The following is a 13283-nucleotide window of genomic DNA, read 5'->3' as shown; positions in this document are numbered from 1 at the left end:
TGCCCGCGAACAGAGGCTGATCGCGGGCATGGCCCGCTCCTACAGGGTGATTCCCTTAACCCAATGCAGGTTCCCTATGAGTGAGTAGTTACCAAAGGTTTATCTTAATTGATAGCACCGCCATGAAAAAAATATCTCGCCGTCAACTTTGTGTTTGTCTTCCTCCTGAATGGCCCCTGCGTCGCCGCGGAGGGGGAAGCGCTGGATATCGACACCTTTAAACAATAAAGAAAATAGAGGAGGCCTTTATAAAAATGATTAATCGAATATTCTCAAAGGTGGCGTATATTACCCTCGCGGTGGCGTTTGTCCTTGGGCTGTCGGGAAATCGGGTGTGGGCCGCAGATAGCGAATATGCGATCGGAGCCGACCTGTCCTTTCTCAAGTCCGCCGAGGAGCGCGGGGTCGAGTTCAAAGACGGCGGCGCCGTGAAGCCGGGCCTCGAGATCTTCCGCGACCACGGATTCAACTGGGTTCGCCTCCGGCTGTTCCACTCACCCGACCGGCTGCCCAATGACCTGGAATACACCATTGCGCTGGCCAAGGCAGCCAAGCAACAGGGCTACAAGTTCCTGCTCAACTACCACTACTCCGACACCTGGGCCGACCCGCAGAAGCAGTTCATTCCCGCCGCGTGGGAAGGGCAGTCGCACGGGGAACTGGTCGATTCGGTGCGCGCGTACACGCGGGAAACGATGGAAGCCTTCCGCGAAGCCGGTGCTTGGCCGGATATGGTGCAGCCGGGCAACGAGGTAATCGACGGCATGATGTGGCCCGACGGCCGGCTCTCCCAAGAGGGCGGCTGGGACCGCTTCGCGGATCTGGTCCGTGCCGCAATCGAGGGCGTCGAGGCCGCGGCGACGGACGGCGTCGAGCCGCCGCTGATCATGATCCACATCGACCGCGGCGGCGACATGGAGCGCACCAAGTGGTTCTTCGACAAGTTCCACACCTACGGCATCGACTACGATGTGATCGGCCAGAGCTACTACCCCTGGTGGCACGGCACCCTCGCCGAGCTCAAGGCCAACTTCGCGTTCATGGCGGAGGCGTACGACAAGGACATCGTCCTGGTCGAGGCCGCCTACCACTGGCGCGAGTCGGGCGAGTGGGAGGATGCCCCGCGCGCGGACGCATTGGAATACCCTCAAACGCCCGAAGGCCAGATGCGATACTGGCTCGACGTGGACGCCGCCGTCCGCGCTATCCCGGGCGGCCGCGGCAAGGGCGTCATGTGGTGGGAACCCGCCGTCGGCAACTTCCGCGGCATCGGCAGTCGCGGGATGTTCGACGAGGACGGCAACGCCCTGCCCGTGGTGGGCGCGATCCAGGCCCGACAGCGCGAGGCAGCGCCGCGGTAAGGCGACACACCCAGGCACCCGCTCTCCACAGTGTGAAAGCGTTTCTACTCAATTGTCGGGGAGCAGCATCCTCACCAGCCCCCGGGTAGAGCCGTCCCAATCCTCTGGTAACTCCCCCTGCGCCGCGTCGGAGATGCGGCTGCCGAGCTGTTTGCCCAGTTCCACCCCCCACTGGTCGAACGGATTGATATCCATCAGGAAGCCGTGCACGAACACCTTGTGCTCGTAGAGCGCCAGCAGGGCGCCCAGATTGTGCGGGTCGAGCTTTTGCACGACTAGGGTGTTGCTGGGACGGTTGCCCGGGACCACTTTGTGCGGCGCCAGGGCGTGGATTTCCCGGTGGGTGTGGCCCTCCTCTTCCAGTTCACGCCGGGCCTCGGCCAGGGTCTTACCGCGCAGCAGGGCCTGGCTCTGGCTGATGCAGCAGGCCAGCAGCCACTTGTGCTGCTCTTCCAGCCCGGAGGTGGGCTCCTTGACGGCGATGAAATCCGCCGGGATCAGATCGGTGCCCTGGTGCAGCAACTGGTGGAAGGAATGCTGGCCGTTGCTGCCCTCGGTGCCCCAGATCACGCTGCCGCTGGGGTAATCGAGCGGGTGGCCCTCGCGGTTCACGCCCTTGCCCAGGCTTTCCATGTCCAGTTGTTGCAGCCAGGCGGGGAAACGCGCCAGGCGCTGGGCGTAGGGCAGCACCACTTGGCTTCCGGCGTCCCAGCACTGGCGGTACCAGAAGTGGATCAGCGCCAGCAATACCGGCAGGTTTTCAGCCAGCGGCGCCTCGGCGAAATGCCGGTCCACGGTGTGGGCGCCGGCCAGCAGTGCTTCATAGGTCTCGAAGCCGCAGGCCAGGGCGATAGGCAGCCCGATCGCGGACCAGAGTGAATAGCGGCCGCCCACCCAGTCCCACATGGGAAAGATATTTTGCGGGGCTATGCCGAAGTCCTGGGCGGCGACGATATTGCTGCTCACCGCGACAAAGTGCTGTTCCAACTGGTCTTCCCCGCAGCCCGCGTCCAGTATCCAGCGGCGCGCGGAGAGCGCGTTCTGGCGGGTCTCCAGGGTGGAAAAGGATTTTGAGGCGACGATAAACAGGGTTTGCTTCGCGGGGAGCCGCGACAGGGTGTCGCTCAGGTCGGCGCCGTCGACGTTGGCCACGAAATGCACACTGATATCTTCCCGCTGCCAGGGGTACAGCGCCTCCACGGCCATGCGCGGGCCCAGGTCGGAGCCGCCGATGCCGATATTGACGATATGGCGGATGGGCTCCCCGGAGAAGCCCCGCCAACTGCCGCTGTGTATCTCCTCCGAGAACCGCTTCATCTGGGCGCGGCAGTCGGCTACCGCCCGCTCGTGTTCGTTTTGCGGTTCACCCTGAAAGCGCAAGGCGGTATGCAGAGCGGGACGGCGTTCGGTGTTGTTCACCTCGGCGCCCGCCAGCAGCTCGGCGATCGCCTGCGGCAGTCCGAGCTGGTCCGCGCAGTCCAGCAGCAGCTGCAGGGTATCGTCGCCCAGGTGGTTCTTGCTGTAGTCGAGATAGAGGCCCGCAGCTTCGAGGCTGAAGCGCTGGGCCCGGTCCGGATCGGTGGCGAACAGTTTGCGCAGGGACCATTTGTGTTGCTGGTGGTGAGACTGGAGTCGGGCGATGGCGGCGGAGCGGGATTCAGTTGTCATAGCGGTGCGGATTTATTGGCTCGTAAAAAGCCGCTTATGCTAGCCGCAAACGGGCCTGTCGGCCAGTCTTGGAAGGGTTCAAACAGGCTCTCAGAGGTTTTTCACCCTATGCTGCCAAAAGCCCCAAAATACGGTGGCGTAGAAAATGCAAATGCCGCTTCGAAAAGCGGCATTGCTAGGGCACCTCTGCACAATTCCATAGCTTCTCAGCGGGTCCTGAAGCGTGCAGATGCAAGGCGCAGCTCGCCGCTCTGAAAGCCTGAGAAGCCATGGACTTGTGCAGAGGTGCCCTAGGCTTGCCGGAAAGTAATCTTACTTGACCACTTTCATGCAGCGAACATTGTCGGAAGCCATCCAACAATCTGCGTCTGCAGGGCAGGCCATTGACAGCGGAATTTGTTCAGCGCCCGGAGGGCAGTAAGCCGGCGGGACTGGCGCTGCACAGCAACCTGCCAAAACCAGTGCACTGATAATTCCGATTAAGTACTTGGCTGGAGTGAAATTCATCCCCTAACTCCTTTCCGTTGATGTTAGCCATTAGCATAGACAATAAAACGTCACCTGTTTGGTCTGCTTTGTAAAAATATTTTCTACAAAGATACCGCCCAATGGAGTGTAATAGGCGCACGGTTAAAATAACCGCCAGGGGGAAAGTCTGGATAAATTTTGTGTCAGTTTGGCGTGGAAAAATACCTAAATTTAGAGGTTTATCCGCCAAATTTCCCTGTAGACTATTGCGGAATTTTCGGAATTTTTTTTGTAAAAAACTGTATAAAAATTTCTTTAAGCCCATGGTGGCTTCGTGCGTCAAAATATTTTTGTGTTGCCGGCGCGGCCCAAAAATATCCGGGCTAGTGGGTCGGCTGCGAGCCCCGAAGCAGTATTCCGAATGCGCGCGCCAGGGATTCCGGGCGCGCCGGGTTGCGCAGTGCCCCCAGCAATACCGGGCGCACCTCGGGCAGGAACAGCAGGTCGGTGAGCAGCAGGTTGAAAGTCTCCTGGTCCAGGTTTTCCGCCAGCGCGGCAAGCCAGGGCTCGGCGATTTCCGCCCGCTCCAGATCCCGCGGACAGCGGCTGCCGATGGCCGCCAGTACTTCTCTGTCGCGCCCTGCGGGACCCTGCAGGAGTTCGCGCAAAAACTGCCGGCGCAACCCGCCGGCGACGGAGTGGGAAACCCCGCGAACAGCGGCGGCCACCGGGGTGTAATCCGTGGTGCCGTCGGCCAGCTGCGAACGGGCGCGGTCGATGATCCCCGCCGCCAGCCGGTGGTCGATGGCCTCGCTCTCCAGGCACTGGCAGAGGTTGATAAACACCGGAGCCGCCAGCCTGGCCATTCTCCCCTGCAGCAGCACGCCGTGCTCGTTCCAGCGCGCCGCTAGGTCGGCGATGCCCTGCAGGCCCAACTGGTCCCAGGGCCGGGTGGCTGGATCGCGGCAGTACTCCAGCGCCGCGGCGTAGTACGCGCTGGGGGGCCGCTTCAGCAACAGGCCGGCCCGGGCATGGAAGCTGGCGCGGCGCTCCGGCGGCGGATCGAATACCAGCTCGCTCCGGTCCAGGGCGCTCTGCAGGCGCGCGGCGGGGTCCCCGCCGCTGTCGGTGCGCAGTTGTTGTGTGAGCTGGCGCAGAAAGCCGTCGCGCACCGGCAGTTGCAGCTTTCCCTGTTCGTCCAGGGGCCGGCGCAGAAACCAGACCGCGGGTTCTCCCCCTTCCTCCGGCGACAGCAGCAGCCCGGTCCAGGCGTGGCGCAGGTAGGGGTGCGGCCAGGGGGAGCGGCCGGATTCGAAGGCCTCGGCCAGGGTGCGGGTCAGCGGCTGTACCCGCCGCCCCAGATCGAACCAGCGCAACTTGAACCGCGCTGCGGCGATCAGCTCGCCGAGGGTGCCGCTATCCTCCATTGCTCTACTGCGGCTGGGCATGCGCCTGTGCCACCGCGGAAGTGTCCGCGCCGGCAGACAGCGGCATCTGTTTGAAGTGGAACCAGCCGTAGCCGATGGCCAGCAGCGGGCAGAGGAGGTTGAACAGCGCGAAGGGCGCGTAGGTAAAGGTGGCGATGCCCAGGGTGGCGCTCATATAGGCGCCACAGGTGTTCCAGGGAATCAGCACCGAGGTGATGGTGCCCGAGTCCTCCAGGGTGCGCGACAGGTTGAGGCCGTGCAGCCCCTTGTCGGCGAACGCCTCGCGGAACATGCGCCCGGGGATGATGATGGCCATGTACTGGTCGCCGGCGGCGGCGTTCATGCCGAAGCAGGTGAGCACGGTGGAGGTGATCAGGCCACCGACGGTTCTCACCCTCGACAGGGCCCAGTCGACGATGCGCTCCAGGAAGCCGGCCCGCTCCATGGCGCCGCCGAATGCCATGGCGGAGATGATCAGCCAGATGGTGTTGAGCATGCTGCTCATGCCGCCCTTGGACAGCAGCGCCGCCACATTCTCGTTGCTGGAGGTGGATTTGTAGCCGTCGAACAGGCTGATCCAGGCGCCCTTGAGCAGGTCCATGGCACCGCCTTCTCCCCCCGCCAGGCGGCGAGTGCTCTCCGGCTCGAAAATCACGGCGATAATACAGCCCACCAGCGCGCCGATAATCAGCGTGGGATAGGCGGGAATTCTGCGCCAGGCCATAAACAGCAGCAGCGCCAGTGGCAGCAGGCTCACGACGGAGATATTGAATTCGTCCTGCAGGGCGTTCAGCATCAACTGGATATCCGCGGCGGAGGCGCTGCCGGTGTCGGCGGCGAGGCCGATCACCGCAAAGGCCACCAGGGCCAGCGCGAATGCGGGCATGGTGGTCCACAGCATATGGCGGATATGCAGGAAGAGGTCGTTGGAGGTCACCGCCGCGGCCACATTGGTGGTGTCGGACAGCGGCGACATCTTGTCGCCGAAGTAGGCGCCGGAAATCACCGCGCCGGCGGTGATCGCCGGGGACAGGCCGAGCGCCCCGGCGATGCCCATCAGTGCCACGCCCAGGGTGCCGGCGGTGGTCCAGCTGGAACCGATGCTGAGGCCGACCACGGCGCAGATAATACAGCTGGCGGCGTAGAACCACTGCGGCGACAATATCTGCACGCCGTAGTAGATCATCGACGGTACGGTGCCGGCGAGAATCCAGCTGCCGATCAGCGAGCCCACCGCCAGCAGGATCAGGATGGCGCCGAACACCAGGCCGATGCCGTGCAGCATGCCGCTTTCCATATCCTTCCAACTGTGGCCGTTCTTCATGCCCATCAAGGCGGCCGCGCCGGCACACAGCAGCAGGGCGATCTGGTTGGGGCCGTAGGAGGAGTCCTCGCCGAAGAAGAACACCGACAGGGACAGCAGTGCGATAAGGATCAGCAGCGGGGTCAGCGCGTCCAACAGGGTTGGATTGCGGGGCTCGGCGGAACTGGGCTGGCTCAATGGCTACTCCTGGACTGCTGCGGGGCCGCGTCGGCCCGGTATCGTTATCGTTGTTTTTGCCGTCGTCGACGGGAATAAGCCGCCTATTTTCCCGGCTGTGGCCGGGGAAGTCCACTTTGGCGAGGCCAGTGGTTGGTGGCCAGTGGTGAATTGAATTTCGCTGGCCCGCTTCCATTCCGCCCATCGGCGACCACTGGCAGTTCTCTGGCGCTTCCGGTATGTTCTGCGCCCTGCCCGGCGTCCCGGCCGGGTAGAGTTTCTGTCCAAATAAACAAATTAAGAACGCCGCACTTTGCGGCCAACTGGTGTAGCGAGAGCATGAGAGCGAGTGAGTTGGATCCCGCCCGGTTCGAGGATATCCGTCCCTACCGGGACGACGAGGTGCGCCCGGTGCTGGACCGGCTGATCGCCGACCCGGAAATGTCCCGCGCGCTGGCGCACTTTCTGGTGCCGGGTGCGGCGCGTATGTTGGAGCGCCCGGTGGCCTGGCTGGTGCGCCAGTTCGTGCGTTTCGAACTGCGCAAGGCGCGGGATGTGCGCGGCGTGCAGGAAGTGGTCGAGAAGTATGTGGGCCGCATCGTCGAGCGTACCACCAGCGAATTCACGATCTCCGGCCTGGACAGCCTGCCGCGGGACCGCGCCTGCCTGTTTGTGAGCAACCACCGGGATATCGCCATGGACCCGGCGCTGTCCATCGTGGCCATGTTCCGCGAGGGCCACGAGACGTCGCGCATCGCTATCGGCGACAACCTGCTCACCAAGCAGTTCGCCACCGATCTCATGAAGCTGAACAAGAGCTTTGTAGTCAGGCGCCAGGCCGGCAGCCGCCGGGAGAAACTGGCCGCGGCCACCCAGCTGTCCAATTACATCTATCACTCCGTAGTGAACGACAACGAACACGTGTGGATCGCCCAGCGCTCCGGGCGCGCCAAGGACGGCATGGATCGTACCAATCCGGCACTGGTGGCGATGTTCGCGATGACCAAGGACAAAAAGACCCCTTTTGCCGAGTTCTGGCGCAAGCTGCACATAGTCCCGCTGTCCATCTCCTACGAATGGGACCCCTGCGATGCCAGCAAGGCCAAGGAGCTGTATATCACCGAGCACCAGGAAGAGTACCGCAAGGCCGAGCACGAGGACCTGGGAACCCTGGCCCGGGGGATCACCGGCCCCAAGGGCCACGTGCACGCCGCCTTCGGTACGCCGATCGAGGGAGACTTCAACGACGTGGCCTCCATCGCGGAAGAGATCGACCGGCAGATTATCGGCAACTATGTGCTGCACCCCACCAACCTGATCGCCTACCAGATGCTCTACGGCGAGGCGCCGGACCTGCCGGTCTCCTATCCAGCCCGGCCCTGGCACCCGGACGAGCACGAGACGACGCGGCAGAAATTCGAAAAGCGCATGGCGGACATCGACGAGCGCTGGCGCGAAAAGGCCATCCGCGCCTACGCCAACCCGGTGGTCTCGCGCCTCGCCTACGAGTGAAGCGGAATGCGGAACGGGTTCCGCGATGTGATTTCAGTTACCATTCCGCATGGATGAGGCCCATCCCTGTGCCTCACCCGCTTCGCGGGCAGCCGGTGGCTGTCCAAATTTGTTCCTGACAAATTTGTCATCATTCCGCATTCAGCGTTAGATTTCCCTTGCTAAACGACCAAAACAAAAAGGCCATCCAGGCCGCCTACAGCCAGTTTCTCTCCGGGCGCGAACTCAAGGCCCGTTACGGACAGAAACTGATGGTCGCTGCCATCGCCCGCACCCTCGGTGGCATTGCCCGGGCGGCCGGCGGCGAGCGCGATTGCGACAAGACCGACGGCGAGCATATCTGCGTGGTGGAGGCGGGCACCGGCACCGGCAAGACGGTGGCCTACCTGCTGGCCGCCATTCCGCTGGCCCAGGCGCAGGACAAGAAACTGGTGGTGTCCACCGCCACCGTGGCCCTGCAGGAGCAGATCATCCACAAGGACCTGCCGGAATTGATGCGCCACAGCGGTCTGCAGTTCGAGTTCGCGCTCGCCAAGGGGCGCGGCCGCTACCTGTGCCTGAGCAAGCTGGACCAGCTACTGTCGGAATTCAGTGCCGGCGGTGCGGGTGTCAGCCTCGCCCTCTACGAGGACGAAAAGCCCCAGGTGGGCGAGGACGGGGTCAAACTCTACCGCGCGATGGCCGACAAGCTGGCCACCGGCGGCTGGGACGGCGACCGCGACAACTGGCCGGACACCCTGGAGGCGGAGGACTGGAGCCGGGTCACCACCGACCACCGCCAGTGCAGCGGCCGCCGCTGCCCCCACGTCAGCAATTGCAGCTTCTTCCGCGCCCGCGAGAGCCTGGGCAAGACCCAGGTGATCGTCGCCAACCACGACCTGCTGCTGGCGGACCTGGCCCTGGGCGGCGGCGCCATACTGCCGCCGCCGGAGGAGACCATCTATGTCCTGGACGAGGCCCACCACCTGCCGGACAAAGCGCTCAACCACTTCTCCCATCACAGCCGCGTGGGCGCCACCACCGGCTGGCTGGATCAGGCGAACAAGAACCTCGGTCAACTGCTCGGCGAAATCGGCGACGGCGGCGAAATAGACCGCTGCGGCGAACAACTGCCGGCGGTGCTCAGCTCCGCCAAGCTGACCCTGGAGCAGCTGTGGCCGCTGATCGAGGACATTTGTGAATTCGAAGACCAGCGCGGCGGCACCTCATCTTCTCAGGGCCGCGGCGCTCGCCACCGCTTCGCCGGCGGCGTGGTACCGGAGGTGCTGATGGAGCTGGCGGAGAAGCTGCGCGAGGACTTCGACGAACTGGAGTCCCTGCTGGACAAGATGCTGCAGTCCGCCCAGCGCCTGCTGGAGGACCCCCACAGCCCGGTGCCGGCGGTGGACCTGGAGCGCTGGTACCCAATACTGGGCAGTTGGTATGGCCGTGCCGAGGCCAACCTGCAGCTCTGGGCCAACTATTCCCGAGCAGACGCCGAGGGCGCGCTGCCCCAGGCGCGCTGGGTCACTCTGGTGGACTGGGGCGGCTCCACCGATTTCGAGGTCTGCAGTTCGCCGATCCTCGCCGGCAAAACCCTGGAATACAGCCTCTGGCGCCGTTGTTTCGGCGCCGTGCTCACCTCCGCCACCCTCACCGCGCTGGGGCGCTTCGACCGCCTGAAAATGCGCGCCGGCACCCCGGATAACGCCAGCTACCAGGTGGTGCCCAGCCCCTTCGACTTCTCCCGGGCAGAGCTGCGGGTGCCCGCCGCCGCGGTGGACGCGGGCAGTGCGGACGCCCACACCAACGCGGTGATCGATGCGCTGCCGGAGCTGTTGCAGGACTCCGGCGGTGCCCTGGTGCTGTTCTCGTCCCGCCGGCAGATGGAAACCGTGTACGAGGCGCTGCCCGGTACCTGGCGCAACCGCATCCTGGTACAGGGGCAGCGCTCGCGCCAGCAACTGCTGGAGATTCACCGGGAGACGGTGGACGGCGGTGGCAGCAGCGTGCTCTTCGGCCTCGCCAGTTTTGCCGAGGGCCTGGACCTGCCCGGCGACTACTGCCGCCAGGTGGTGATCGCCAAGCTGCCCTTCGCGGTGCCGGACGATCCCATCGAGGCGGCGCTGGCGGAGTGGATCGAGGCCCGCGGCGGCAACCCGTTTATGCAGATCACCGTGCCCGACGCCGCGCTCAAGCTGGTGCAGGCCTGCGGGCGCTTGCTGCGCACCGAATCCGACAGCGGCACCGTGATTCTGCTGGACCGGCGTATCGTCACCCGACGCTACGGTCGGGCTATCCTGGACTCACTGCCGCCCTTTACCCGGCGGATCGAATAACCGGCCGGAAACTCCGGCCCCTTTCTCCCGCTTGCGGGGGAAAGGGGTTGGGAGAGAGGGCCGCCCGCACAATAATAGTTTCGCTATGCATTCGATTTATTCAGACGTCGCCGACCAATTGCTCCAACTGGAGGTGGAGCTGCGCCGCCTCGACCTGTGGCAGGCGGAAGCGCCCCCGGCGGAGGCCCTGGACAGCGGCGAACCCTTTTGCGTGGACACCCTCAGCCTGCCCCAATGGCTGCAGTTTGTTTTCCTGCCGCGCATGAGCCTGCTGGTCGAGCGGGAACAGCCGCTGCCGCGGCAGTGCGGTATCGCGCCCATCGCCGAGGAGTACTTCAAGGACAAAGCCACAGCCGCCCCCCTGGTAAAGCTGCTCGGCGACATAGACGCGCGCCTCCGGCTCGGCTGATTTCCCCGTCGGGGAACTGCGAGCTGTCGAGCAGTCGCTGTTCAGGTCCCGGGCGGATAGGTTACTATCCGACCTTTGCAAAAAGGGGGGCAGGGATTTCCCGATATCAAAAATTGCAGGGGCAAGCTTTGCACAGGGGTGGCCGAGAGGCCCTAAGGTAGTATTTTAGAATGCGGATTTTTCCCATTTTGTCGCTGTTGCTGGCCTCCCAGTTGCTGGTGGGCTGTGAGATGTTACAGCGCCTGACCCCCGGGAGACAGGCTCCGGCGGCCGAGCCGGCCACAGGCGAAGCCGCCGCCGATATCCCGGAGGCGCAGTGCCCACCCCCGGTGGAACTGGCGTGCGCCGAGCCGGAAGTCAAAGTGGTCGAGCGCATTATCGAACGCACCCGGGAAAGGCTGGTCGAAGTGCCGGTGGCAAGAGACAAGCTGGTGCTCGGGTCGGTGGAAACCGTGGCCATAGAGCCCGGTGGCCTGCGCCTGCGCTCGCTGGTTGATACCAGTGCTCCCACATCCTCCCTCAGCGCACAGAAACTGACGCCCTTCGAGCGGGACGGCAAGGACTGGATCCGTTTCGAACTGACGGACCCGGACGAGAAAAAGGCGGAGCCGGTAACTATCGAGTTGCCGGTCAAGCGTTTTGTGCGTGTGACGCGCCCGGGCTTCGACAGCCAGCGGCGGCCGGTGGTGGAGATGAGCCTCACCGTGGGCGAGGTCACCCATATGGTGGAGGTCAACCTGACCGACCGCGGTGCCTCCGACTACCCGCTGCTGGTGGGACGCAACTTCCTCAAGGACGCCGCGGTGGTGGACGTGAGCCGCCAGCACGTGCAGGGCCGACCCCGGGAGGGCTCGTACAAGTAGCCCCCGAAATACTCGCCCAGATAACAACATTCGGCGCCGCGCCTCTCTTAGCGCGCCAATAGAGATTATGGAGATTGGCGGATGTCGCCGCGCGCTCAGGTTTATATTCTCGCTGGGCTGCTTGCGCTTATGGGTGCGGGCCTGACGATTTACAAAAACATCGAATTGGGCTTCCCGCTGCTGCCGGGGGAGTACCGCACCGTCTGGACCATCGAGGCCAAGGTGCGCTTCACCGCCGATGGCGGTCCGGTCAAGGCCGCGCTGACCCTTCCGCGGGAACAGCGCAATATGGAAGTGTTGAACGAGAGCTTCAGTTCCTCCGGCTACGGCTTCAATATCGTCAGCGAGGACGACGAGTACCGTGCCGTCTGGTCGCGCCGCTCAGCCTCCGGCCCCCAGTCGCTCTTTTACCAGTTGGACGTGCACCAGACACCGGGGGCGGCGCTGGAACAGCCGCTGGATTTGAGTACCGAGGTACAGAAACCCTTTCTCGGCGCCCGCGAACAGGAGGCGGTGCGCCTCGCCATCTATTCCCTGGTGGACAGCGCGCGGGAGCGCTCCTCGGATACCGAAACCTTTACCACCCAACTGCTTATCGCCCTGGGCGACAACCGCAACCAGGATAGGAACCTGATCTTCGGCTACTACAAGGACCGCTCCCTGGTGGATACGGCACTGCTAATGCTGTCCGCCGCGGAAATACCCGCGCACCGTATCCGGGGTCTCTATTTGGAGGACGACCGCCGACGCCTGGATCCGGAGGATCTGTTGGAAGTTTACGACGGCGAACGCTGGGTGGTGTTCGAGCCCCACAGCGGCTCACCGGGCGTGCCGAAGAACTTCTTTATCTGGCAGCGCGGCGGCAAAAGCCTGCTGGACGTGGAGGGCGGGCGCAATTCCAGAGTGACCTTTTCGGTGATCTCCAACGACGTGCCCGCGCGGGACGTGGCCATGCTCAGCACCAGCCGGGAGAAGGAGGCGCTGGTGGACTTCTCCATCTATAGTTTGCCCATTGAACAGCAGAGCATTTTCAAGTTGATCCTGCTGGTGCCGGTGGGTGCGCTGGTAGTGGTACTGCTGCGGGTCTTTGTGGGTATTCGCACTTCCGGCACTTTTATGCCGGTGCTGCTGGCCATCGCCTTTATCGAGACCCGGCTGCTCACCGGCCTGTCGATCTTTATCCTGATCCTGGTGCTGGGTCTCTGGGTGCGTTTCTACCTCAGCCGGCTCAACTTGCTGTTAGTCGCCAGGATCGCCGCGGTGGTGGTCACGGTGGTGATACTGATGGGGGCCATCAGTGTGGTCAGCTACAAGCTGGGCATCGAACAGGCGCTCACGGTGACCTTTTTCCCGATGATTATTCTGGCCTGGACCATCGAGCGCATGTCCATCGTGTGGGAGGAGGACGGCCCCTACGAAGTGGTGGTCCAGGCGGGCGGCACCCTGCTGGTGGCGGTGCTCGCCTGGTGGGTGATGACCAACCGCTACGTGGAGCACTGGACCTTCAACTTCCCGGAACTGTTGCTGGTGTTGTTGGGTCTGATACTGATCGTGGGCAACTACACCGGCTTCCGCCTCGGGGAGCTGATGCGGTTCCGCCAGTTGGTGCGGTAGTCCGGAAGATCCTAGTGTCCTGTGTGGTACTAAATAGTGATACCAGCGGGCCGCTAAGCGGCCAGATGCAAGGCGCACTTGCGCCGGCGTAGTCATTCTACGTCAAGCAAGTGCAACGCCGCAGATGGCTGCTTAGCGGCCCGCCCGAAGGGAGCCCCCCAGA

The 13283-nt window shown here is 63.6% G+C and carries 10 protein-coding genes; 6 read left to right on the top strand and 4 right to left on the bottom strand.

Features of this window, described 5'->3' with window-relative positions; translation table 11 throughout:
* Positions 1 to 254 precede the first annotated feature (254 nt).
* Complete coding sequence (locus ACRC0P_RS18845) at positions 255 to 1361, top strand: glycoside hydrolase family 53 protein (protein ID WP_438632849.1); 1107 nt, start codon at positions 255 to 257, stop codon at positions 1359 to 1361.
* A 48-nt stretch (positions 1362 to 1409) separates the two neighbouring features.
* Here ACRC0P_RS18845 and pgi read toward each other — a convergent pair whose 3' ends face one another.
* The 4 genes from pgi to nhaC all read right to left on the bottom strand — a co-directional run bounded on the left by pgi (position 1410) and on the right by nhaC (position 6425).
* Positions 1410 to 3029, bottom strand: a complete 1620-nt coding sequence (gene pgi / locus ACRC0P_RS18840; RefSeq protein WP_438632848.1) for a glucose-6-phosphate isomerase — start codon at positions 3027 to 3029, stop codon at positions 1410 to 1412.
* 400 nt (positions 3030 to 3429) lie between these two features.
* Positions 3430 to 3840: a hypothetical protein gene (locus ACRC0P_RS18835; protein WP_438632847.1), complete on the bottom strand. Its 411-nt coding sequence runs from the start codon at positions 3838 to 3840 to the stop codon at positions 3430 to 3432.
* 40 nt (positions 3841 to 3880) lie between these two features.
* The gene (locus ACRC0P_RS18830; protein WP_438632846.1) at positions 3881 to 4945 is read right to left on the bottom strand and encodes a DUF3549 family protein; all 1065 of its coding nucleotides are present in this window, start codon (positions 4943 to 4945) and stop codon (positions 3881 to 3883) included.
* Positions 4929 to 6425, bottom strand: coding sequence for a Na+/H+ antiporter NhaC (gene nhaC, locus ACRC0P_RS18825; RefSeq protein ID WP_438632845.1), 1497 nt, complete (start codon positions 6423 to 6425; stop codon positions 4929 to 4931). Before nhaC ends, ACRC0P_RS18830 begins: the two co-directional genes overlap by 17 nt.
* Positions 6426 to 6758: 333 nt before the next feature.
* Between nhaC and ACRC0P_RS18820 the strand changes: the two genes are divergently transcribed.
* The 5 genes from ACRC0P_RS18820 (at position 6759) to ACRC0P_RS18800 (ending at position 13120) form a co-directional block, all read left to right on the top strand.
* Complete coding sequence (locus ACRC0P_RS18820; protein ID WP_438632844.1) at positions 6759 to 7916, top strand: 1-acyl-sn-glycerol-3-phosphate acyltransferase; 1158 nt, start codon at positions 6759 to 6761, stop codon at positions 7914 to 7916.
* Positions 7917 to 8074: 158 nt separating this feature from the next.
* A complete protein-coding gene (gene dinG, locus ACRC0P_RS18815) occupies positions 8075 to 10234 on the top strand; it encodes an ATP-dependent DNA helicase DinG (RefSeq protein WP_438632843.1) in 2160 nt (719 codons plus the stop codon).
* Between the two features lie 85 nt (positions 10235 to 10319).
* Entirely contained in the window at positions 10320 to 10643 is a 324-nt protein-coding gene (locus tag ACRC0P_RS18810; protein ID WP_438632842.1) for a YqcC family protein, read from the top strand.
* A 170-nt stretch (positions 10644 to 10813) separates the two neighbouring features.
* Positions 10814 to 11506, top strand: a complete 693-nt coding sequence (locus ACRC0P_RS18805) for an ATP-dependent zinc protease family protein (RefSeq protein WP_438632841.1) — start codon at positions 10814 to 10816, stop codon at positions 11504 to 11506.
* 81 nt (positions 11507 to 11587) lie between these two features.
* A complete protein-coding gene (locus ACRC0P_RS18800; protein WP_438632840.1) occupies positions 11588 to 13120 on the top strand; it encodes a UUP1 family membrane protein in 1533 nt (510 codons plus the stop codon).
* Positions 13121 to 13283 lie beyond the last annotated feature (163 nt).

It is taken from the genome of Microbulbifer sp. (genome assembly GCF_051659245.1).
GTDB lineage: Bacteria > Pseudomonadota > Gammaproteobacteria > Pseudomonadales > Cellvibrionaceae > Microbulbifer.
The sequence above is the reverse complement of the archived record's forward strand: the minus strand, read 5'-3'. Positions and strand labels throughout refer to the sequence as shown.

Coding starts and splice junctions, on each gene's coding strand:
- ACRC0P_RS18830 (WP_438632846.1), bottom strand. CDS start 4,945: ATGCCCAGCCGCAGTAGAGCAATGGAGGATAGCGGCACCCTCGGCGAG.
- ACRC0P_RS18845 (WP_438632849.1), top strand. CDS start 255: ATGATTAATCGAATATTCTCAAAGGTGGCGTATATTACCCTCGCGGTG.
- ACRC0P_RS18805 (WP_438632841.1), top strand. CDS start 10,814: ATGCGGATTTTTCCCATTTTGTCGCTGTTGCTGGCCTCCCAGTTGCTG.
- ACRC0P_RS18810 (WP_438632842.1), top strand. CDS start 10,320: ATGCATTCGATTTATTCAGACGTCGCCGACCAATTGCTCCAACTGGAG.
- ACRC0P_RS18800 (WP_438632840.1), top strand. CDS start 11,588: ATGTCGCCGCGCGCTCAGGTTTATATTCTCGCTGGGCTGCTTGCGCTT.
- pgi (WP_438632848.1), bottom strand. CDS start 3,029: ATGACAACTGAATCCCGCTCCGCCGCCATCGCCCGACTCCAGTCTCAC.